The 21,934-nt window shown below is 45.2% G+C and carries 22 protein-coding genes and 1 other annotated feature (1 of these 23 running past the window's edge); of the genes, 2 read left to right on the top strand and 20 right to left on the bottom strand.

Annotation, left to right across the window (positions count from 1 at the left end):
• Positions 1-3 precede the first annotated feature (3 nt).
• Positions 4-294 (bottom strand): post-transcriptional regulator, encoded by a 291-nt coding sequence (locus FY534_RS04570; RefSeq protein ID WP_165611914.1) that lies wholly within the window; start codon positions 292-294, stop codon positions 4-6.
• A gap of 192 nt (positions 295-486) precedes the next feature.
• Between FY534_RS04570 and spoVB the strand changes: the two genes are divergently transcribed.
• A complete protein-coding gene (gene spoVB, locus FY534_RS04565) occupies positions 487-2,070 on the top strand; it encodes a stage V sporulation protein B (protein ID WP_203115310.1) in 1,584 nt (527 codons plus the stop codon).
• Here the strand turns inward: spoVB and FY534_RS04560 are convergent.
• Both FY534_RS04560 and FY534_RS04555 read right to left on the bottom strand, forming a co-directional pair.
• The gene (locus tag FY534_RS04560) at positions 2,032-2,763 is read right to left on the bottom strand and encodes a DUF421 domain-containing protein (protein ID WP_238413723.1); all 732 of its coding nucleotides are present in this window, start codon (positions 2,761-2,763) and stop codon (positions 2,032-2,034) included. The two genes, spoVB and FY534_RS04560, sit on opposite strands and share 39 nt — an antisense overlap.
• Before the next feature lie 87 nt (positions 2,764-2,850).
• Positions 2,851-5,031, bottom strand: a complete 2,181-nt coding sequence (locus FY534_RS04555; protein WP_203115309.1) for a sensor domain-containing diguanylate cyclase — start codon at positions 5,029-5,031, stop codon at positions 2,851-2,853.
• Positions 5,032-5,231: 200 nt separating this feature from the next.
• Between FY534_RS04555 and FY534_RS04550 the strand changes: the two genes are divergently transcribed.
• On the top strand, positions 5,232-5,648 hold the full coding sequence (locus FY534_RS04550) for a TIGR04086 family membrane protein (RefSeq protein ID WP_203115308.1): 417 nt from the start codon (positions 5,232-5,234) through the stop codon (positions 5,646-5,648).
• Between the two features lie 94 nt (positions 5,649-5,742).
• Here FY534_RS04550 and yajC read toward each other — a convergent pair whose 3' ends face one another.
• The 17 genes from yajC to tyrS all read right to left on the bottom strand — a co-directional run bounded on the left by yajC (position 5,743) and on the right by tyrS (position 21,706).
• Positions 5,743-6,144, bottom strand: coding sequence for a preprotein translocase subunit YajC (gene yajC, locus FY534_RS04545; protein WP_165611915.1), 402 nt, complete (start codon positions 6,142-6,144; stop codon positions 5,743-5,745).
• A 74-nt stretch (positions 6,145-6,218) separates the two neighbouring features.
• Complete coding sequence (tgt, locus tag FY534_RS04540; protein ID WP_072872683.1) at positions 6,219-7,355, bottom strand: tRNA guanosine(34) transglycosylase Tgt; 1,137 nt, start codon at positions 7,353-7,355, stop codon at positions 6,219-6,221.
• Positions 7,352-8,419 carry a tRNA preQ1(34) S-adenosylmethionine ribosyltransferase-isomerase QueA gene (queA, locus tag FY534_RS04535; RefSeq protein ID WP_072872684.1) on the bottom strand — a complete coding sequence of 356 codons (1,068 nt, stop codon included), beginning with the start codon at positions 8,417-8,419 and terminating at the stop codon, positions 7,352-7,354. Before queA ends, tgt begins: the two co-directional genes overlap by 4 nt.
• Before the next feature lie 114 nt (positions 8,420-8,533).
• Positions 8,534-9,814: an anti-sigma factor domain-containing protein gene (locus tag FY534_RS04530; protein ID WP_203115307.1), complete on the bottom strand. Its 1,281-nt coding sequence runs from the start codon at positions 9,812-9,814 to the stop codon at positions 8,534-8,536.
• 14 nt (positions 9,815-9,828) lie between these two features.
• Positions 9,829-10,611 carry an RNA polymerase sigma-I factor gene (gene sigI, locus FY534_RS04525; protein ID WP_238413660.1) on the bottom strand — a complete coding sequence of 261 codons (783 nt, stop codon included), beginning with the start codon at positions 10,609-10,611 and terminating at the stop codon, positions 9,829-9,831.
• Between the two features lie 46 nt (positions 10,612-10,657).
• The gene (gene ruvB / locus FY534_RS04520; RefSeq protein WP_203115306.1) at positions 10,658-11,689 is read right to left on the bottom strand and encodes a Holliday junction branch migration DNA helicase RuvB; all 1,032 of its coding nucleotides are present in this window, start codon (positions 11,687-11,689) and stop codon (positions 10,658-10,660) included.
• A gap of 71 nt (positions 11,690-11,760) precedes the next feature.
• A complete protein-coding gene (gene ruvA, locus FY534_RS04515; protein ID WP_072872687.1) occupies positions 11,761-12,363 on the bottom strand; it encodes a Holliday junction branch migration protein RuvA in 603 nt (200 codons plus the stop codon).
• Complete coding sequence (gene ruvC / locus FY534_RS04510; RefSeq protein ID WP_072872766.1) at positions 12,360-12,884, bottom strand: crossover junction endodeoxyribonuclease RuvC; 525 nt, start codon at positions 12,882-12,884, stop codon at positions 12,360-12,362. Before ruvC ends, ruvA begins: the two co-directional genes overlap by 4 nt.
• Before the next feature lie 116 nt (positions 12,885-13,000).
• A complete protein-coding gene (locus FY534_RS04505) occupies positions 13,001-13,378 on the bottom strand; it encodes a hypothetical protein (RefSeq protein WP_203115304.1) in 378 nt (125 codons plus the stop codon).
• Positions 13,379-13,456: 78 nt separating this feature from the next.
• Positions 13,457-14,182 (bottom strand): YebC/PmpR family DNA-binding transcriptional regulator, encoded by a 726-nt coding sequence (locus FY534_RS04500; RefSeq protein WP_203115303.1) that lies wholly within the window; start codon positions 14,180-14,182, stop codon positions 13,457-13,459.
• Positions 14,183-14,185: 3 nt separating this feature from the next.
• Positions 14,186-15,037 (bottom strand): NAD+ synthase, encoded by an 852-nt coding sequence (locus tag FY534_RS04495; RefSeq protein WP_072872690.1) that lies wholly within the window; start codon positions 15,035-15,037, stop codon positions 14,186-14,188.
• The gene (locus FY534_RS04490; protein ID WP_238413659.1) at positions 15,034-15,939 is read right to left on the bottom strand and encodes a nitrilase-related carbon-nitrogen hydrolase; all 906 of its coding nucleotides are present in this window, start codon (positions 15,937-15,939) and stop codon (positions 15,034-15,036) included. Before FY534_RS04490 ends, FY534_RS04495 begins: the two co-directional genes overlap by 4 nt.
• A 102-nt stretch (positions 15,940-16,041) precedes the next feature.
• Positions 16,042-17,025 (bottom strand): aminoglycoside phosphotransferase family protein, encoded by a 984-nt coding sequence (locus FY534_RS04485; RefSeq protein ID WP_203115302.1) that lies wholly within the window; start codon positions 17,023-17,025, stop codon positions 16,042-16,044.
• Between the two features lie 101 nt (positions 17,026-17,126).
• On the bottom strand, positions 17,127-17,702 hold the full coding sequence (locus FY534_RS04480; RefSeq protein WP_203115301.1) for a LysM peptidoglycan-binding domain-containing protein: 576 nt from the start codon (positions 17,700-17,702) through the stop codon (positions 17,127-17,129).
• Positions 17,703-17,803: 101 nt separating this feature from the next.
• Complete coding sequence (locus FY534_RS04475; protein WP_203115300.1) at positions 17,804-19,603, bottom strand: methyl-accepting chemotaxis protein; 1,800 nt, start codon at positions 19,601-19,603, stop codon at positions 17,804-17,806.
• Between the two features lie 73 nt (positions 19,604-19,676).
• Positions 19,677-20,423 (bottom strand): sporulation protein YunB, encoded by a 747-nt coding sequence (locus FY534_RS04470; RefSeq protein WP_072872695.1) that lies wholly within the window; start codon positions 20,421-20,423, stop codon positions 19,677-19,679.
• 44 nt (positions 20,424-20,467) lie between these two features.
• Positions 20,468-21,706, bottom strand: a complete 1,239-nt coding sequence (tyrS, locus tag FY534_RS04465) for a tyrosine--tRNA ligase (RefSeq protein WP_203115528.1) — start codon at positions 21,704-21,706, stop codon at positions 20,468-20,470.
• Positions 21,707-21,778: 72 nt separating this feature from the next.
• Positions 21,779-21,934: a binding site (T-box leader), on the bottom strand; it runs 75 nt beyond the window's last position.

The raw sequence follows: 21,934 nt of genomic DNA, 5'->3' as shown, positions 1-21,934 counted from the left end.
TCGTCAAACCATCGGTTTATTTGATTCGTTGTGTTCTTCGTCATTTTCATCCAACATGCCTCGATAGGCATTCGCCATTTGAAAATTCATAAATTGGTCTATGCGCATAGATAAAATAGCATCTACCAAGGCATACAGACGATTCGTTCCTCGCGTCAGCCATTTTGCACAACGCCAAATATCTCTGACTTTTACACTTTCATAGCCAAGGGCTGTAAATTCCTCTACCTTCACTTGACAAATGGACTGAATTTCTGCTGTAAAATCATCTCTATCCACATCCTGTTCATTCACCCATTGTACCTCCATCCTGACCATTTTCTAAAGGCTATCACACAGCTAGATTCTCCGTTCCCGTGAAATTTCCTACCAAACAAATCATCTGAACATTCACTTGGACTAACCGTCAACAGACAGGCATACGCTTGTATCGATATTCTGTCTATGAACGACCGTTCCATGGGCAGGCCAAAGGAGGCCGACAACATGAAACGCCAAACATTTGTGCACGGCGCACTCGTGCTTATGGCAGCTAGTTTGGTGACACGTATTATGGGATTCGTCTATCGAATCTTTCTTACGCGTCTCATTGGTGCATCTGGAATGGGCCTCTTTCAGCTCGTTTTTCCGTTGCTTAATCTGGTCCTTACCTTTGTAACCGCTGGTTTGCCCATAGCCATTTCCAAACTTGTTGCTGAAGCTGTAGCAGCGGGCGATCGCGTTCGGATTTTACGCATCATTCGTGTCAGTTACTGGGTTATCGGTGTGCTGGCTGTTATTTTTACTGCCATCATGTGGTTTGCCAGACACTTCATACTCCATCATTGGCTATCCGACCCACGTGCTTACCCATCTTATTTAGCCATGATTCCTATTGTCAGCATCATTGCTATAGCAACGATCTATCGCGGTTACTTCCAGGGAATTCAAGATATGACTCCTACTGCAGTAGCCTCCATCATTGAACAAACTGTTCGTATTTTAACCATTTGGGGACTGGCTGCTTATTTTATTCGTTTCTCCCTGCCATTTGCTGCTGCAGCAGCCATGATGGGAATGGTGTTCGGAGAATTGTCAGGATTGCTCTATCTCATCTTTCAGCAGAAAAAAAGAGCAAGAATCAATCAAATTTTACCAAACGCTCCTGCCAGAAGCAGCGAGACTGTCCGTCAAACACTGCGCTCATTGGCGGCAATTGCCGCTCCTGTCACATTAAGTCGACTCATTTCCTCGGCAATCTTTGCCTTGGAACCTATTTTGGTAACCCGGGCACTCTTGAAAGCAGGCATGACAACACATGCAGCAACCTCAGCATATGGGGAATACAGCGGAATGGCTATTCCACTCTTGTTATTTCCTACCGTATTCACTTGGTCATTGGCAACCAATTTAGTCCCCAATGTCTCCGAAGCTATTGCTGGTTCAAATTTAAGACGAGTTCGCGTGCGCCTTTCACAAAGTTTCTTAGCCACTGCTATTGTTGGTTTTCCGTCTTCTGTCATGCTGGCGTTGTTTGCAACACCATTATGCGCTTCTATCTATCACCAAGCAGAAGTTGGAAAAATTCTTGTTGTCATGGCACCAGCTGGATTCTTTTTGTATCTACAAGCCCCCTTAACCGGAATTTTACAAGGTCTCGATCACGCTGGAATTGCTATGCGAAACTCGATTATAGGGGGCATTTTACGGCTCGGAATGATCTATTTTCTAGCTCGTCAACCCCATCTCAATATTATGGGTGTTGCATACGCAGTTACCATTTCCATTGTAGTAACCACCATTCTGCATATGATCAGCGTCGGCAGGAGAATTGGTTTTCCAGTGCGACTAGAAAGTTTGCTCAAAACCATTTTCGCTTCGTTGATCATTTACGGATTCTTAGAAATCATCACTAAAAGAACCACTACCGCTGTCGGCGGAAAGCTCTGGCTAGCGATATTTGCTGGATTTTTGCTCTATTTTCTTCTACTTTGCGGCATGCGTGTTGTCACTACCGACAATGTAAAACGTTTGCCAAAAATCGGTCAATTATTAGCTACGATAGTCTCCTGGGTTCCCTTTTCTATCTAAGGGGACCTGGGAATAAGCAGCATCAATATACCAAGTGCCATCTTGCATAATCTCAGCAAAAAAGACTTCTTCCAATTTCGAAAAACCCCTTTTTTTTAATTCCTGTTTCACCCATGAGGCATCAACACATAAGGTTTGCAAAGACTTATCCACTATTTGTCCATCCACTACAAGTGGTACAGGTACACCGCCTTCTGCTCCTATAACCTTCAAATCCGCTGGAGTGACTGGTCGAGCATGCGGTTTAGGATAAACGGATAATTCTCCTGAAGTTTCTAGAATGGCAAACTCTACATCCGAAGGGCTAAAATATCCTTTTTGTCGCAGTTGTGTGAGTAAATCGTGCATGGTATACCTTGTTTTTTTCATTTCTTGATCATTAATTTCTCCACGTTTAATTAATATGGCAGGCTCTCCATCAACCCAATGCCGAAACCGATGACTATATAATTGCAAAAAAGCAACAGATATTTGCAAAGCCACCAAAAGGGCAATTGCAAAGAGACTGTGCCATAAAGGAATTTTCCCGTCTTCAATAGGCAATGTGGATGCTTCAGCAATCATCACCGAAACAACAAAATCAAAAACTGAAAGTTGACCAATCTCACGCTTACCCATAATGCGAAGCGCAATCATAACAAAAAAATAAAGAATGACCACTCGTACAATGAGTAACCAAATCGGCATTATCATCACAAAAAACTACCCCCAGCCTTTAGTATGACCGAGAAAGGGTAAGTTCATGGCAAGACTGAACGATTTTATGGGATCGAATCGATTTTACCTCTCTCCCACCAGAGGAAGATGACTGCTGATGAGTGCAAACTGTCTACCCACTTCGTCAAATAATTCAGTGGACTCATGAAGAGAACTCATATATTGGTAAGCCATACTAATTTTCAATCGAAGAGCCACATTGCCTGCAACATCAAAAGTAGCGTGAGTTAATACATTTTCCAATCGGTTAGCAATTGATTCCATTTCATTCATTTGTGCGTCTGGAACCAATAGAAGAAATTCATCCCCGCCATAACGACAAGCCAATTCCCCGTGGCGGACAGTATCGCGCAACCTTTGAGCAAAGTCATAGAGTACCTGATTTCCTGTGGAAAATCCAAACCGAGTATTGACCGAGTTAAAATCTTTAATGTCAATGCAAACTAAGCCCCAGCGGACAATTCCTTGCGCAATCATTTCACTGACACGCATATTGATAAAATGATGTTTATAAAGCCCCGTTAAACCATCGATATTATTCGGATTATCAAATTCAGGAAGATAAATAGCTGAACGATTCCGACCGCGCTTTTTTGCACCCCAGTACATCGCTGAATCCGCTTTGCTCAACAAATCGCGATCGTACGAACTATGTTCCGGATAGGCTGCCAACCCAATGGAAACGGTAATCCCTTGTAATTGAAAATCACCATACTCAACAACAATTCCTGCAACAGCGCGACGAATCTTCTCTATGAGTTCAAAAGCTTCGGCCAAAGGCATAGGTAAAACAAGCGCAAATTCTTCGCCTCCATATCTGGCTACAAGCGCGGATTCTCCAACAATTTCTTCGATTTTCTTTCCTACTTCACGCAGCACAACATCTCCAGCCAAATGACCGTAAGTATCATTAAATTTTTTAAAGAAATCAATATCTAATATAGAAACACATAGAGGAGTTTTTGAACTGACAGCATACGCCATACGTATTTCGAGTTGTTGATAAAAATATCTGTAGTTATAAAGCCCAGTGGCTTCGTCATGAATTGAGCGCTCATTCAATTCTTGATAGAGGCGAGCGTTCTCCATCAATACCGACACCTGTGCACCGAGAGCCGTAGCATAATCCATTGAACTTTTAAAGGCGAACGTTCTTTTAGAATAAAGAACAATAGCGCCCTGTGCTTTGCCATGACTATGTAAAGGAACCACCAGCATACTCAATAACTGTTGCCCATCATTACCAATCCAGCGAACACGCTGATCTTTACGAGTATCAGGTACATAAACAGGCTGACGGCTATTCAGTACACTCCAAATCAAACCACCAGAACTTTGCGGGATGCCAGTTGAACTTTCCTCCACAGCAATATAATTGTGAAAGCGATGCTCTGGATTTACCGCAATCGGAACCAATACATTCGTCTGCATGTTGAGTTGAAACACAACGACTTCATCTGCGTTACATAATTTTTTGATGACGCGGGCAGTTTCTTTACCGATTTCTGTCAAGTCAAATTCGCTGGTCAAACGTATGGTTGTCTCATGAACCATTTGCATATCTTTTAAAATGCGCAGGGTACGAAGTGTATAAGCTAATACCACGAGAGGAATCAATGCGACAACTGTAAGCCAGCTACCCAGCGGACGAAGCAGCACCATAAAAATAGAAAACGGATACACAAATGCTAAATTTAAGATATCAATTCCAATGATTTTCAAAGCTGAACGAATAGAAAATTTACGAATCGCGCTGCTCAACAAATTGAGCAAAAGATGATTCACCAGAATAAACACAATACCAGCTATGGCCATAGCATACGCAACATGAAGATTAAGCGAACGCGGCGCTTCATTGGTTTGCATGAGGGCATGAAACACTTTCACGAGCGCAAGACTGGAGAGACAATATTGCCCTACATTAAAGACAATCACGTGCCAACTCGATGAACGTCGTTGCACGGCTACAGCAGAAATGAAAAAAGCTACTGCAGGTATCCAGATGGCGTAACTCCCGTTAAAAGCTGCAACCATACCAAGAGGTACAGCCATAATTAACGAAGAGAGAACATCTCCCATTTGTACTGGCCACATCTCCAAAAAAACAGAGAGTAGCACAAGTACCAAAAAAGGCAGAGGATCTACCCTGAATAGATTACCGCTCATAAGAATAGCCATCAGAATACCCACTATACCCACTAACCAAGCTAGACTGGAAAATAGCTTGAGTGATTTGTGAATCATGGATGATTCACCTGCTTTCTATCCATCAAATCTTACAACAGAACATTTGACATGTAAGATTGAAAATATATTAGGGATTGACGTTATTGTACTATATATACAGAAAAATGTAACAAGTATTTTTGCATAGAAAACATAATCATTGAATACATGTGAAACATCACGAAAGAACAACCCTGACAAGTAGGTGAACTCTGGAGGTGAACGACTTGCCCGCTTTCAATGCGTGGGAGCCGTCTGATCAAAAGACCTATCCAGTCCTTTTGGGTATTTCTGTGGCTATTGTCCTCTCCATAGCAGGAATTCTCATTTCCTTGTGGTTGGCCGAATCCTATGAGTGGGACGACGGTATGATGATTACGAGCAGTTATATCGTACATGCTCTCGCTACTGTATGCGGCGCCTACGCAGCAAGTAGACACACAGTATCCAAACCCGGTTGGTATGTGGGCGGCATGACAGGATTTTTCTTCTCGTTAATCATGACAGGGATTGGGTTTTGGTCTTTTCATACATTTACCCTTGACGCAGGTGGAGTACTTCGCATACTCTTAATGACCTTGGCTGGATCTTTCGTCGGCATTATCGGCACTCATCGTCATTTGGAAAAATACTGATAGATGTTTCATAGCATAAAAAACCGAAGCGAAACAGATTTGCACTCTGGCCGCTTCGGTTTTCTTGCTTACTCTATCCTACAATCCCTTAGGTTTACTCTTCGTCTTTCTCTTCTTTGCCCTGGGTCACTTCACTGTCAGAGTGTTCGGCCAAAACGGGAGCAGCGTTTGTCTCCTCTTCTGCCTCCTCTGACGTTTGCCATGTAGGTTGTTCTTGTTCAACTGGGGTACGAGATAGACTATCTTCTACCACACGCGCTATGGCACGCTGGTCGATCTCAATCACTACACCATTAGAAATTTCAGCTTCTACCATAGAGTCGGCTGCACGCACCACAGTCGCATAAATGCCTCCCACTGTCACAACGCGCATGCCTGGTTGCAATTGATTCATCATAGCCTGGCGAGCTTTTTGCTGGCGACGCTGCGGCAAGACTGTGAGAAAATAAAATACCGCAATAAATACAACAATAATAAGAAGAGCGGATGGTTTCAAAAAATTCACCTCATTTTTGGATTTACTCTGTGAGCCTACTGCATTTAGAACAATACCTCAAAACCTAATCTTGTTTATTCCGAGTCATTGCTGGCAAAACCGTAAGACTCATAAAATTCGCGTTTAAAGGCTAAAAACCTATCTTCTTCAATTGATTTGCGAATTTTCTTCATCATGTCCAGTAAAAAGTATACATTATGATAGGACGTAAGGCGAATACCAAGCACTTCACCAGCCTTGAGCAAATGACGAAGATACGCCCGTGTATAAACTTTACATACTTGACAATCGCAGTTCTCATCAAGCGGTCCGAAATCTCGGGAGTATTGAGCGTTTTTCAAAACTACTTTGCCCCGACTTGTCATGACTGTGCCATTGCGGGCAATGCGCGTTGGCAAAACGCAGTCAAACATATCCACGCCTCGCTCCACACCTTCAAACAAATCGTCTGGAGAGCCCACCCCCATCAGATAGCGCGGTTTATCTACTGGCAGGTGGCACACAACATCCGCCAAAACTTCATTCATCATCGGCTTCGGCTCGCCTACGCTCAATCCACCTATCGCGTAACCTGGAAAATCGAGATCGACCAGCGAAAGTGCCGCTTCTCGGCGTAAATCTGCATACATGCCACCCTGGACTATGCCAAACAAAGCTTGTTGATCCGATCGCTGGTGACTCGCCTTACAACGCTTAGCCCAAGCCAGCGTTCGTTTTAAAGAAGTCTCAATGTATTCTCGGGTAGCCGGATAAGGAGGACATTCGTCGAATGCCATAATAATGTCGGCTCCTAGCTTGTTTTCAATTTCCATAACCGTTTCGGGAGAAAAAAAACGCGGACTACCATCAATATGCGAGCGAAAGGTCACGCCCTCATCGGTGATTTTGCGCAATTTGGCCAAACTGAACACTTGAAATCCACCGCTATCAGTCAATACAGCACCTGGCCAGCGCATGAATTGGTGCAACCCGCCTGCCTCATCCACCAAATCTTCTCCGGGACGAAGATGCAAGTGGTAAGTATTGGACAAAATGATGCCCGCGCCCATCTCACGTAATTCAAAAGGTGAAAGTGTCTTGACGGTAGCCTGAGTGCCAACCGGCATGAAAACAGGCGTATCGATGGTTCCATGAGGAGTAATCAATCGACCACGCCTAGCGTTCGTATTTGAACTTGTGCTGAGAATCTTAAATTGTATAGAACTGGTCATGCTTCACCTCTTCGTTTTAAAAACATGGCATCACCAAAGGAAAAAAATCGATATTCCTCAGCAATGGCAGCTTCATATACCTGCAAGGCAAACTCACGTCCCATCCAGGCTGAAACGAGCATAAATAAAGTAGATTTAGGCAGATGAAAATTGGTAATCAAGGCATCTGCCATTCGAAAGCGATAACCTGGATATATAAAGATATCTGTTTCGCCAGAAGTTGCTTGCAAAACACCACTCGATCCAGCGCTCTCCAAAGTACGCAAAGCTGTTGTGCCAACAGCCACCACACGTTTGCCATTTGCATGAGCCTGATTCACAATATCAGCCGTTTCTTTTGGCACTTCATACCACTCACTGTGCATCTGATGAGCAGATACTTCTTCCACTTGAACCGGACGGAAAGTACCTAATCCTACATGTAGAGTAACCGGAGCAATCAAAACACCCTGACTGCGTAACTCTTCCAACAGTTCTTGGGTAAAATGCAACCCCGCAGTTGGAGCAGCTACTGAGCCTGTCACACGCGCATAAACTGTTTGATACCGTTCTTCATCTTTCAGTGGTGCCCGTATATAGGGAGGCAACGGCATGACGCCAATTTTTTCAATATAAGCATGCAACGTATCAGAAGAACTCATCTGAGTAAATCGTATTTCTCTAACCCCGTCCGGCAATTCCTTCAAAACTTCGGCTTCGCCAACCAGCGGTTGAGACAGATCACCTTTTGGATAAAACTGCAATGTAGACCCTTGGCGCAAACGTTTGGCTGGCCGGGCTAAAGCTGTGTATGTATCTTCACCCGTAGGCTGCAAGAGGAGCAGTTCAAAGCGCCCACCCGTATCGCATTTTTCACCCACCAGACGAGCCGGTAAAACTCGGGAATCATTAACAACCAGGACATCTCCCGACTGCAACTCCTCGACAATCTGTGCAAAACGCCGATGTTGCCACGTCTTCGTGACGGGATCAACCACCATGAGACGGCTTTCTGAACGATTTTCAATAGGATGTTGAGCAATCAAATGAGAAGGAAGTTGGTAATCAAATTCGTCCACTCGCATGTAAAAACCTCATTTCCGGACCATCTTGCCTTTATAGCGCTACATCTTTAACGATTATAAAGGTTGTCCAGAATTGGGTCAAAACAAGACAAGCGAATGTTCAAGTAGATATGATCAGGGCAACCACTTTTGGATCGGAGCTACGATCTTTTGAATTTGTCCCTGAGGAATTCTCAATGAATGGTGTATCCAACGGGGCAATTGATGCAATGCGTGAAGCGCATGGGCAGGCAATTGAATCACTTTTTTAGGTATTTTTTTTATCTGCGACGGTATGTGCATGGCAGGGAGACCTTTTGCAGACGGAAGGATAGCGGGACGGTGTTGATGACTGTCGTTTTTTTCCGGAAGCGAAGGTACAAGATGCTGTTGCGCATGATGAAGACCTGCAATCTCAGGATGAATGTTGTTACTTTGTTGCCTGGGATTTGCATTCAAAGGCAAAGAATGAGGCGGTCGAGGTTGATCCTCAGGATTCAGAGCCGGAACATGGATCGGCATAGGCAACATTTTCTTTACCGAATAGCCCTTCTCCAATTTTTTTATCGCTGCTTGAAGAATCTGTGGACTAGGATGTAAAAGTGCTTGCGTAACTTTGACGTCTACTCCAGAACTATGACTGGACATTTTCGCCAAAAGATCTAAGGAACCGGGAATATTAGGCTGTTTTTGACGAATTTCTGTAAGGGCCATCACCACAGCCAATTGTACAGGCGATACTTTAGCTTGTATAGCTTGCTGCCAAGAACTTGTGGTCATTGGCAAATTCATGATAAGCAATGGTTTGCCATCTATTTTGGTTTCCTTTTGCAAATCGTGCATGGTTCGTTCTGTGATATAATGTATATTGTGGTTTTTTCCTACAGGAGCTGTTGTGACTACCATTACATCGCATTGACGATAGGGCGTATTGGGTGCAGACACCACGGCATACTGCATAATTTCAGGCAAAACTGTATCTATAGAACGTCCGTTCAATTGTATTTTGGAAAGCCAAGGATAGGTTGTATTACCCACAACCTGCCAAGACCTTACATGACCCGTATTGTCCACAGTCAAAATCAAGTTAGGAGCTGCCCCAAGGGCAACGTACGCTTCCGCTTGAGCGTAAGGACTCAGCCGATAGACCACGCGACCGACACCTACACCAAGAACAAGCAATGCAGCAAGGCCAATCAACAAAACCTTTTTCGGATAGAGTGACCGAGTGCCAGTGAACCACTCAGACCAAATTTGAAGGAGTGGGAAGCGAGGTAATAATTCAGCATATACTTCTTGCCCGAGTCGCATTTCCTTTTGAAGCGAAACGCGTGCAAATTGACCATTTTGTGTAAGCACCAAGGCTGAGCGGCGTCTTTTTTTCAACACCACTCCTCTTACTTTTTCAACCTTCACTGGCCACACCTCCTTCAGTCGCCATCCGATACCCCTGCTACATAGGATTGCAAGTATGGATAATCTCCAGCCAACAAGAGTACAACAGCCAAGATATATTTACGCTGTCGTTCAAGCGTTTTCCGCGAGACAGTTGTCAACTGCTCGAGCTCTTTCATAGGCAAGGATTTCTTTTGCCGTACATAGGAAAGCAAATGATCATCACGAACAATCATTTTAGCTACCGCAATAGCATTTTGCCGAGCATCTTCATGTTTGGGACAAACTTTTATCAAAGCAGAAAAAGATAACTTAAACACCTGCAGTTCACGCTCGTATTCTTCAATTTCGTACGAACGCGCTGCTGCTTCCTGTTCCTTTGCGTAGTCTTCCAAGGAGGATCGGATTTCCACATAGTTCATGACATTGTTTTCTTCATCAGAAACTTCAAAATCACTCCATGGATTTCCTTGCACGGAACGTTGCTGTCTGCGATGCTCATCAATCAGACGGCGTTTAATAATGGTTTCAGCCAACGCCAAAAAACCATTGCTGCGTTCAGGATCGTAACTGTCGATAGCTTCGTTAAAAGCAGACAAGGCAATACTAAACTCATCATCCGTCTGGCGGTCGATGTACCGATGCGCTGCCTGGGAAGCAATTTTCAGGATATACGGAGTGTACTCATGAAGCATTCGCTCACGCGCCTCTGTATCTCCTGCCTTGGCAGCGTGGAGCAATGTGGTCAGGTCACGCGTATCGGCTGCTTTCCGACGCCGCGTTGGCAATAGGCCCACACGTTCCACCTCTCTGCTCATAAGATTCGCTCATGTCCAGACGTTTTCAGGGGTTGGCGTCTGTCAATTATAGCGGTAATTCTTCTATGGAACGTTCTGATGCACTGCTTGGCAATGGATATCCAAAGTGCTGATAAGCCAAAGGTGTTACTATGCGCCCCCGCGGTGTCCGCTGAATAAGTGCTTGCTGCAAAAGAAATGGTTCATAAACTTCTTCTATTGTTCCAGCTTCCTCTCCTATAGCAGCAGCAAGTGTATCCAGTCCTACGGGACCGCCGGAAAATTTTTCAATGATGGTTTTTAACAAGCGAACATCTGTCTGATCCAGACCAAGTCTGTCTACCTGCAACTGACTCAACGCTTGTCGAGCAATATCTTCGGTCACCACAGACGCCTTTTGTACTTGAGCGATATCCCGAACCCGTTTCAAAATACGATTGGCGATACGCGGCGTACCGCGTGAACGCCTGGCGATTTCTCTAGCTGCTTCATCGTCCACTACAAGGCGTAAAATTCGGCTGGTACGAGTGACAATCTGAGCTAAATCATCTATCGAATAATAATCAAGATGGAGTATCACTCCGAACCGATCACGTAAAGGTGAAGAAAGCAAACCTGCCCTGGTCGTTGCACCAACCAGCGTAAAAGGAGGTAAATCCAGTCGAACGCTGCGTGCACTCGGCCCTTTGCCAATCATAATATCCAGCGAAAAATCTTCCATAGCCGGATAAAGTACTTCTTCAACCGAACGTGAAAGACGGTGAATTTCGTCAATAAAAAGAACGTCACCTGTTTGTAAATTGGTCAAGAGAGCAGCCAAATCCGCTGGACGTTCTATAGCTGGGCCTGATGTAATGCGAATATTGACGCCAAGCTCATTCGCAATAATCATTGATAAAGAAGTCTTACCCAAACCTGGAGGGCCATACAGCAATACGTGATCGAGCGATTCTCCTCTATCTTTGGCAGCTTGAATGAAAATGCGCAAATTTTCTTTAACGCCATCCTGACCAATATAATCTTCCAAAAACCGCGGGCGAACACTGTCAAGCGCAGGGTCTTCTGGGGCCCATTCACTTGAAACCACTCGATGTTCCACACCTGTGTCCCCCTCTTCTTAAAACTGCTAGAGTCTTGCATAACTATATCGAAACGCTCAACTTCTTGATGTTAAGCACGAAAAGATTTTTGGAGTGCTGCTTTGAGCAATGTCTCTACAGAGGCGTCAGGCAATTCTGCCCTAGCACTGGCTAGGGCATCGAGACTCTCTCTCTCACTGTATCCCAAAGAAATGAGTGCCTCCACTACTTCTTTATCCATGGCAGGTAAAGAAATAGTTGTTGGAGTCGACACATTGGCTGACGGACTGATGGGAACGACCAATTTTCCCTTCAACTCCAGAATCAATCGAGAAGCTGTTTTTTTCCCAATCCCCGGTAAACGGCACAAGGTATCAACATCTTCCGACTCAATCCAACGGATGAATGTCTCTGCATCCGTACTGCCCACCATGGCCAAAGCGCTTTTGGGACCAACACCAGATATGGCCAATAGCTTCAGAAATAAACCGCGTTCCTCATCCTGTAAAAATCCATACAATTCCTGTGTATCTTCACGCAAATGTTGATAAGTATAAAGAAAAGCCGATTTATGCAGACTGAGCGCATGAAGAACACGTTCGGCCACAAAGACGCGATAACCTACTCCATTGACATCGAGATCGACCGCATTTTCATGAATAGCAAAAACATTGCCGCGCAAAAACACAATCATGGCGTTGTACCTCCAGAAAGCGCGCGACGAATCCGTTCTTCCTGCGCCACAAAGGGTGCCATATGAGCATGCGTTATAGCAACAGCAAGAGCATCTGCTGTATCGTCTGGTTTAGGGACGGTTGGGAGACTGAGTAAAGTTTTAACCATCGTCTGCACTTGGACTTTATCCGCGCGGCCATATCCAGTGACGGCAAGTTTCACTTGCATAGGCGTGTACTCTGCTAGTTGAACCTGATGCTCATAACCGGCCAAAATCGCTACACCTCTAGCTTGACCCACTGTAAATGCTGTAGTGGTATTGCGGTTAAAAAACAATTCTTCTACCGCCATGACCTGAGGTTGATATTGCTCCAATAACGTTTGCAAACCATGAAACAAAATGGATAAACGCTTTGCCAAAGGAGTATTGGCTGGTGTTTCCAAACAGCCAAAAACGACTGCGCGTAGCTGATTTCCATAAGAATCAAGGATGCCATACCCCATACGAGCAAGTCCAGGGTCTATCCCCATAACGCGCAAGGATGACAAAAGAAAAGCCTCCTTTATAAATCGCGAGACTGTGAACGAGACAGACTCGTGTCCATAAAAGAGGTTCGCCATAGTACACACGTTTTCCTACTTGACAAAAACAGTCATTAAACGGATTCTGACTCTGCTGTACCAGATGCCTGCAAATGACGCTCAAAAACTGGTACGCCAAAAAAGCCGCAAAGCAATGGATTAAACTTCCAATCGGAAGCATTGTTTGCAAAAGCACTGACACTTCCATCGCCCATCGAAGCCATTTGCAACGTCTGTTGACCGCGATCGTCCACTGTCCAATAAAGAGCCAAACGCTTAGCGCGTGTTGCTGAATGACCCGATTTTTCTTTCACTTGCTGAAAATCATTCTGAGATATATGAGTTGCAGCTTTACACTGCACTGTAGACATGACTTCTGTGGTGCAAAAAAGCAGCGCAAAGACAGCAGCGATAGATAAACGCCAATGCATGAAAATCACCTCATTTGCCATAAAAACTGTTCTCCAAGTCACTCTTATCATGCCAAGGAAGGCAGTTCTTATGCAAAACCGCCGATAAGACTCTGTATTTTATAGTTCAGCGTTAGTATAGACACTCTGCACATCATCGTGCGCTTCTAATGACTCCAATAAATCGAGCACTTCTTCTGTCAGACTTGGATCAACTTCCATGGGTGTTACCGCTTCGTAAGTATATTCTGCATCTTCTAAAGTCAAGCCCTGTTTTTCCAGATGATCTCGAACACTTGTAAAGTTTTCAGGTGAAGTGACAATTTCCCATTCATCTTCATCTTCACGTAAATCGTCTGCACCAGCATCCAAAGCCTGAAGCATCAGTTCGTCAACATTCAAAGAAAGCGTATCTTTTTTGAGCGTGATACGGCCAATCCGCCGGAACATCCAGGCAACACTTCCGCTTTCACCAAGATTGCCGCCTCGTTTTTTAAAGATATGACGAATATCCGCTGCTGTTCGATTGCGATTGTCTGTGACAATATCCAGTAAGATGGCTACTCCGCCTGGACCATATCCTTCGTAGAGTACTTCCTCATAATGTGCTCCTTGCAACGATCCGGTAGCTTTAGCAATTGTACGAGCAATGCTGTCTGCTGGCAAATTTTCTCGTTTCGCTCTTTCAATTGCCACTTTTAAACGAAAATTGGTATCCGGATTGCCGCCGCCTTCTTTAGCTGCATGATAAATATCCTTGGACAGTTTCGTAAACAACTGCCCCCGAATGGCATCTTGCCTGCCTTTGCGACGCTGTATGTTATGCCATTTAGAGTGGCCTGACATCTTTCAATTCCCCCAATCTCGCAAATATCGGAAGTCAATACCAACCGTACGCGGCGATATTTTGGCAATCACAGGTGGTTTGCGCTTGTACTGATTGCGCCTTACCCGTTGAATCACCCGCGAAACAAGAGCCTCCGAATAGCCGAGCGCCACGGTCTCGTCCAATGAATACCGTTCATCTACCAAGTAATAAAGTACTTCATCAGCGTCATCGTATGTAAATCCAAGTTCCTGTTCATCTGTCTGATTTTCCCACAAATCAGCGCTTGGCGCTTTCTCTAAAATCGACCGTGGCACACCAACAGCGTTGGATAGTTGACGCACCTGACACTTGTATAAATCACCAATGGGATTCAGCGCTGAAGCCATATCGCCAAATTGAGTGCCATAGCCAAGCAGCAACTCTGTCTTGTTACTTGTCCCAAGAACAAGTGCAGCTAAATGGGCTGAAAAGTCAAAGAGTGTACACATGCGCTCGCGCGCCATACGGTTGCCTTTCCTGAGCGGTGTCGCTGGACTGCCAAGCAGAGCATCAACCTGAGCAAAATAAGCGTCTACTGGCGCTGTAATAGGAACGACCGTATGCGGCATTTGTAAATCATGGACAACCGCAAACGCATCCGTCAAAGAGGCTGGGCTACTCGTCTCATAAGGCATTAAAACGGCATGCGTCCGATCACGACCAAGCGCGCGAACTGCAAGATAAGCAACCAACGCCGAATCGATGCCGCCAGAGAGACCAAAGACCACTCGTTGAAACCCTGACTTATCGACTTCATCTCGAATAAATCGTTCTAGCAGCGCCAGTGTTAAATCCTCATTCAGACGCAGTCGATTGGCAACTTCAGGTTTCATGTTCGCTCCCCCTCTGGCTGACTGTTTGGCGCCCAATCACACTGAGTTTCTTCTCGTTGACGCAAAATTCTCTCCAGCTCGCGCTGAACCAACAAGGGTCTTTCATCTCGTAAGATAGGCGTACTGAAGCGAGCTCGCCGTACCGATCGCAAATCGAGTTGAATTGAGAACATTCCCTCTTCCACCGTAGGAGCAGTAAACAGCCAATCACCCTCAGGACTGACTGCACCGCTGCCCCCAAAAAAGGAAATACCATCTTCCACACCTACTCGATTCACAAAAGCGATAGGACAGCCATACGTTTGTGCATATACTCGTAAAAGTTCACGCCAAAAACGTTGTGAGCCAAAATAATGAGCGTCTGTCACATCACGAGCTGGAGAAGAAGCTGTAACAATCATGAAATTTGCACCGCCTAAAGCCAACAAATATGGACTGGTGACATGCCAGGCATCCTCACAGAGAAGCATTCCAGCAGACCCAGCAGGCGTACCAGAAAATGTTTGAAAACGTGTTCCTGGCGCAAAATACCTTCGCTCATCAAACATCCCATAAGTGGGTAGGTATACTTTGCGGTGAACAGCTCGTACTTTTCCTTCAGATGCGTAAACAGCACTGACATGGAACAAATGGTGTGATGTTTCTTCAACAAAAGAAAAGACAATATCGATTTCGCGGCTAGCCTCTATTAAAGATTGTATTTGCGGATGAACGAGAGGTCTGGCAATGTCCAGTGTCATATCCTGCACTTGATAACCTGTCAATCCTAATTCAGGAAAAATAATTAACTGCGCCCCACGCGCCCGAGCTTCCCTAATCCACTCATGATGCTTGTCCAGATTCCATTCAAAGTCGCCCAGTCTTGGACTCAACTGGGCAAGAACCACTTGTAGGCGATCCACGATCGCAACTCTCCTATCTATTACTGTCCTATACAGACCTGCTTTCGTCTGCTTAATCCTAGGCTTAGTATACCTAGGCACCTGACGAATGCAAGCTGAGAACTACATGCGAATCGGATAAGGACTGTCACTGTATAGAAGTTGACGCCTTTTTGATTCACATTTGAGTGCGTAATGCACACGCGCCCAATCGTCAGCCGGATAGCCTCGTTTCGCCCATTCCACAAGAGACCGAGCCAGAATATCCGGCCAAGCCAAAATCCGCCAAAGAAGTCGTTCTCGCAAAGGCGACAAATGCGCAGCCTCCACATAAGCATCCATCATCTTCCGCCAATCGCCAGCTTGAAGATTCCCAAGAAATAAACTGTGGTTAGCTATTTGAGCCACGTCATAAAGCGGATCGTCCAAACCTGACTGGTCAAAATCAATCAACTGTACCTCCTGCGCTGGTCCAAAAAGAAGATTATGGGGAGCTAAATCGCGGTGGCAGAAGGATAGCTGGCGAAATTCTACAAGCTGACGATAAAACGGAGCCGGCTCTTCCAGCACCTGGGCAACCTGCTTCAGCACACCAACCGAGAAAGGTTCAAGTGGCGGACAGCGTTCGCAAGCATCCTTCCAGACACCGGAGAGTGCTCTTGCCTTGAGAAATATTCTCTGCTGCAATGGCGTATGGTGAGAAAGAACAGAGGCGTCCATGCGCTGGACTGGAATTTGATGAAGCTGGGCCAGCGCATGGATAGCCGCCATTCGTTCATTCGGCAAACCAAGATTCAAATGCCGTCCAGGTAACCAAGGTTGCAAATAGCCGAGAGATGGAATGGTGTGAAGTCTGGTTAAATATACATGATTCTGATTAGGCAAAGCTACAGCAAAACGTATACCTTTTTCCTGCAAAAGTTGAGAGACTTTCGACAACGCTGCTAAACGTTTCTCACTGTCTTTCTCCTCTGCAAATTTCCAGACATAGTTCTGCCCATCTGCGGTAATCAAACCTGTCACAGTTCGTCTTTCTATACTGGCAATAACATTGAGCCTGTAATAGGATGCGATTTCACGAATAGCACCCTCTGCTAGCAGAGCCATGTGTAGTCAACCCTTGTCATAGGTAATGGTATCTGACCATCCCTCATCATCTAATCCACCCACAGGAGTCTTGCCGGATGCAGGCAAATCATTGTTGAAGGCTACTGTTTCTGATTGCCCCGCGTATCTGTCAAAATATCAGACCAAGAAGACAAATCATAACTGCTTTCAGCAGCCGCTGGACTGCCTATATCTTTGCGCAATCCTCCTGTATGTGTGTGGGGGCCTTCCCAGTCGTTTATATTTTCTTCCGATCCGGTTGGCATCACCGTTTTATCTTTCATCATGTTCTTGGGAGGTGCAGCACTGGGAATGTAGACCACACGTCCGGGATCCAGTGTATCGCTTGGGCTCATTCCGTTTAAATGACAAAGTTCTAAAACTGAAACGTTGTAGAGTTCAGAAAGCGATTCTACGTTTTCACCTTCTTGCACCACATGCGGCCAAACAAACCCAAAATAACTGGGCACTTTCACGGTTGCTTTACTGGTTTTACTTTTTTTCTGCCCACCGGCAGATGATTTACCAAGTTCCGGGATACTGAGTGTCATGCCAGGAATAAGTTTGGCTGGAGATGTTATTTCTGGATTGGCTGCTAGGATGAGTGGAATTCGTACGCCAGTTTTCTTGGCGATACTGTAAAGACTGTCTCCTGGGCGCACAACATATTTTTTCACTACCGATTCCCTCCTCTGCGCGAAAGTCAGACTTTCCGCGCACGGTCTGCGGCAGTATATGCAGGCGCCCAGTCGAATGTCAGAGAAGAATGAAAGGAAATTTAGACTTTGAAAGTACCCACTAAGGATTGCAGTTCCTGGGCTAAATGAGATAATTCGTGTGAGGCTGCGGATATTTCTTCAACCGTTGCCAAACTTTCTTCTGTACTAGCGGCGTTAGCTTGTGAACCGGCAGCCACTTGTTCCATATAAGCATTTAAAGTTTGAATGACACTCAGACAACTTTGTACAACTGCACGGGTTTTTTCTACACTTTCTGCGATACTGTCTGTTGTGGGAACCACTTGTTTCACAGCCTGCAAAATACCATTCAGTACAGATTTGGTTTGCACGCTTGCTGCCTTACCGGCCTCAACAGAAACTACACCTTCTTGCATCACTTCGGTAACCCGTTCAGTGAGTTCGGCGTTTTGCCGAACAATCTCGTCGATTTCCAAGGTCGCAGAGCGACTTTGTTCCGCTAATGCGCGCACTTCTTGAGCAACAACCGCAAAGCCGCGTCCTGCTTCACCAGCACGTGCAGCCTCAATCGCAGCATTGAGCGCAAGAAGGTTTGTCTGATCAGCCAAGTCACGGATGGTATCCAGAATACGGTTAATCTCTTTTGATGATGAAGCCAAGCGAGAAACTTCCTCATTGGTTTTAGCAGCAATTTCAGCGACAGTTTGCATGGTACTTTCTGCTTGTACGACAGCTGCCTCTCCCTGTTCCGTCGCTTTCACCACTTCATCCACAGCTTGAAGCACGTGCTGTACACGGCTAGCAGTAGCGTTCCCCTGTTCCTCCACGCGTGCCATTCCTTCTTTCATGTCACTCAAGGAGAGAACGGCCTTTTCACTTAAAAGTGCAAATTCGCCAGCCGTTTCAGCAATTTCATTGACAGCATGGGCTGTCTCATCCGTGGAAGCTGTCAAATCTTGTGCATTGGACGCCAACGTATTGGCTGTCTGCACAACTTTGCGCACTAAATCAGCAACCGAGGCTAACACCCGATTGGTGGCTTCAGCTAATTTTTCAATCTCATCACGGCTGTGCACCCCTTCAATACGTCGGCGCAAATCCCCATCTGCACTGGCAATTTGATCGAGAATTCGCGTAACTCGTCTAATATTGCGGGGAGTTTGAAACGTTGCAGGAATTCCAAAAATAAGGCCAATGAGAATAGTGAATAAAATAAGGACTCCCAATACTACAAAAGTAACATTGACAGTTTGTTTGAGGTGTAAAGCAGAACGATTGGCGGAAGTTTGCACCGTATTTAAAAATTCATTGATGGAGTCAGAAGCATTGGCTAATCTTTGTGTGCCTTTGCCCTCTGCAACCAACTGCAATGCTTGTTTCCCTTCATCGTCCATCATATACGTTACCAATTCATTCGCTTCGGTAGAATAATTGACAAATTGAGCTTTGGCATTCTCAAGTTCTGCAAGGCTCTTTGGATTATCGGCCAGCAAGTTTTCGAGTACATGGTAAGTGTTTATAAAATCGCCCGATTTATCGTAAAAGCCATTGTTCAATAGATTTTGGTTATTCGTCATAAGATAGCTGTGCATGGTTGAATCCATAGATAGCAGATCTTCCTGTAGTCGGTGCCCGTCCTGCAAGATTTCTACATCTTTTGTGGCTACCGTCTGTATTTGACTGCGCATGTTTAACAATTGCACCGTACTGACCACGCCAATCACGATAATACTCAGTAAAATGATGCCAAATGTTCCACCAATTTTAATTTGAATGGATAAAAAAGGAACTTTTTTCCTGTACCAATCTCGTACTTTGTGTAGTGGTGACGAACTGCGATTGGGCAGCTCTGAATTTTGTAATTGTGGTTCCAAACTCAACTGAACTTCGCCCCCATCTCCTATACCCTAGTCAAAATGACAGAGATGAATTCGACTTCCAGCATGAGTTTTCCTATCGGGGAGCGGAAAATTTTGTCGAACTTTGTCCGTTTGAATGGCTATAATTGTTCCACCCGCCAGCAGCGTAAGCCCCAGGAACCGGACCTGACATAACAATGACAGCCAGAGGTGCGTCGGACTGTACACTAAGAGGCAAAGAGACAAATGGAGCGATCACGTTGACATCTGCTACTAAACGCAATTTTAAAACATGGACGGCTTGGTTAAGTCCTGTATTACTTGAATCGATATACAAAGTGGAATGAACATTTCCAAGTAAAATAAGGTGTACAGGTACGCTCATGCGAGCCAAAGAGAAAAGCGGTCCACCAATGGCTTGGCCAATCGGTACAGAGATTGTAGTGTGATTAACCTGATTGATTAGCTGTTTAGCTCTTTGAGTAGCATCTGCTTGAATTTCTGTGAGAGCGTGCAGATGGAACCGAGCAACTGTTAAATTACTCTGTCCCGGCGCTGGAGAGAGACTGACAAGTTCATCAGCATCTGAAATTTTGAGCAGTTCAGTATCGAGTGCCTGTGTCAACGCCTCTGAAGCAACATGACGCGCCTCTGTAGCAGCCAGGCTAACCATGACGGGTTGAAGACGTCGTTCTGCAGAAAACATCATAGATACTAGTGCAGCAGTAAATAAAAGGATAACCATCGGTAATCTGAGCCGCAAAAAAAATTTTGCGCCTGCCTGCACTTCCACGGAGGAAGAGCGGGCAGAGCGGCGCGCGTGAAATTTTCGACGCAGCATGGATGCGCACCCCCCATGCTTCTTGTATGCATCGAAAAATAAAACTAGGACAGGCGAATGCGCACAAATTGCCGCTTGCCCACTTGCAAAATATCCCCATCAGAAAAATTCAACTCAGCGTCTACATTGTCAATTTTTTCTCCATTCCAACGAACCGCACCGCCCTCAATCAGCCGGCGAGCCTCTCCATTGCTCTTGGCAAGCCCTAATTCTGTCAGAGCTTTCACCACCCAGATCAGAGATTCAGACACGGATACGTCTGGAATATCGGATGGCAGTTCTCGCTTTTGAAACACCTGTTGCCAATGTTCAATCGCTTTTTGTACTGCGTCGTCACCGTGAAAACGTCTTACTAGTTCAGCAGCCACTTGCATTTTGGCATCACGGGGATGAAGAGTGCCATTTTTTAAACTTTGGAGCCAGTTCTCATATTCCGTTTGATTTGGAGTGAGAAGCAGAAGGTAATACTTTGGCAACAATTCATCTGGAATCGACATTAATTTGCCGAACATGGTGTGTAAATCTTCATTAACACCTACATAATTGCCGAGACTTTTGGACATTTTGTGCACGCCGTCCAACCCTTCGAGAAGCGGCATCATCAAAACAACTTGCATGTCCTGTTGAAACTCTTTCTGCAAGGTGCGCCCCATGAGAAGGTTGAATTTTTGGTCCGTACCGCCAAATTCAATATCGGTTTGTAATGCAACTGAGTCATAAGCCTGCATGAGCGGGTAAAAAAACTCATGAATGTGAATAGGTCTATTTTCTACATAACGTTTATGAAAATCGTCCCGTTCCAACATGCGTGCCACCGTCACGTAGGAAGCCAAGCGAACCACATCCGCAAATGTCAGCGCTGAAAGCCAGCTTGAATTGTAGACAATCTCTGTCCGTTTCGGATCGAGAATTTTAAAAACCTGAGTGACATAAGTTTTGGCGTTTTCTTGAACTTGTTCTCTGCTCAGTTGTGTGCGTGTTTCCGACTTTCCTGTAGGGTCGCCCACTTGGCCAGTAAAGTCACCAATCACCAAATGAACTTGATGGCCGAATTCCTGCATTTGCCGTATTTTTTGCAAAACAACGGCATGACCAAGATGAATATCAGGAGCTGTAGGATCCATTCCCAATTTCAAACGCAAAGGACGGTTCTCCATCAGACATTTGCGCAACTTGTCTTTCAATTCTGTTTCGGGAACGATTTCCGCCGTACCTTGAGCAATCATGGCAAACTGTCTTTCCACTTCTTTTTCAATTTCAACCGGCACATGCGCAGCCGTCATATCGAGATCGACCTCCATCAAATAAAATGGGAAGTTATACCTCCCAGGAATCATAAAAAACACCTCATCCTACTACAGGACGAGGTGTTATTCCCCGCGGTACCACCTGAATTGCTGAAGAATCCATTCAAAACACTTCAGCCACTCCAGGCGATAACGGACCCATCCGTGTCTTTGCAAAAGTGCAAACACAACCTCAGCAGTTGTAAGTTCAGCCTGGAAGCAGGT

This window comes from Alicyclobacillus sp. TC (assembly GCF_016804365.1).
Classification (GTDB): domain Bacteria; phylum Bacillota; class Bacilli; order Alicyclobacillales; family Alicyclobacillaceae; genus Alicyclobacillus_I; species Alicyclobacillus_I tolerans.
The sequence above is the reverse complement of the archived record's forward strand: the minus strand, read 5'-3'. Positions and strand labels throughout refer to the sequence as shown.

What these genes read in the sequence shown, in the direction of transcription:
- spoVB (WP_203115310.1), top strand. Translation starts at nt 487, where the DNA reads ATGAAACGCCAAACATTTGTGCACGGCGCACTCGTGCTTATGGCAGCT.
- FY534_RS04560 (WP_238413723.1), bottom strand. Translation starts at nt 2,763, where the DNA reads ATGATAATGCCGATTTGGTTACTCATTGTACGAGTGGTCATTCTTTAT.
- FY534_RS04555 (WP_203115309.1), bottom strand. Translation starts at nt 5,031, where the DNA reads ATGATTCACAAATCACTCAAGCTATTTTCCAGTCTAGCTTGGTTAGTG.
- tgt (WP_072872683.1), bottom strand. Translation starts at nt 7,355, where the DNA reads ATGACCAGTTCTATACAATTTAAGATTCTCAGCACAAGTTCAAATACG.
- queA (WP_072872684.1), bottom strand. Translation starts at nt 8,419, where the DNA reads ATGCGAGTGGACGAATTTGATTACCAACTTCCTTCTCATTTGATTGCT.
- sigI (WP_238413660.1), bottom strand. Translation starts at nt 10,611, where the DNA reads ATGAGCAGAGAGGTGGAACGTGTGGGCCTATTGCCAACGCGGCGTCGG.
- ruvA (WP_072872687.1), bottom strand. Translation starts at nt 12,363, where the DNA reads ATGATTGTGTTTTTGCGCGGCAATGTTTTTGCTATTCATGAAAATGCG.
- FY534_RS04505 (WP_203115304.1), bottom strand. Translation starts at nt 13,378, where the DNA reads ATGGCAAATGAGGTGATTTTCATGCATTGGCGTTTATCTATCGCTGCT.
- FY534_RS04500 (WP_203115303.1), bottom strand. Translation starts at nt 14,182, where the DNA reads ATGTCAGGCCACTCTAAATGGCATAACATACAGCGTCGCAAAGGCAGG.
- FY534_RS04495 (WP_072872690.1), bottom strand. Translation starts at nt 15,037, where the DNA reads ATGAAACCTGAAGTTGCCAATCGACTGCGTCTGAATGAGGATTTAACA.
- FY534_RS04485 (WP_203115302.1), bottom strand. Translation starts at nt 17,025, where the DNA reads ATGGCTCTGCTAGCAGAGGGTGCTATTCGTGAAATCGCATCCTATTAC.
- FY534_RS04470 (WP_072872695.1), bottom strand. Translation starts at nt 20,423, where the DNA reads ATGCTGCGTCGAAAATTTCACGCGCGCCGCTCTGCCCGCTCTTCCTCC.
- tyrS (WP_203115528.1), bottom strand. Translation starts at nt 21,706, where the DNA reads ATGACGGCTGCGCATGTGCCGGTTGAAATTGAAAAAGAAGTGGAAAGA.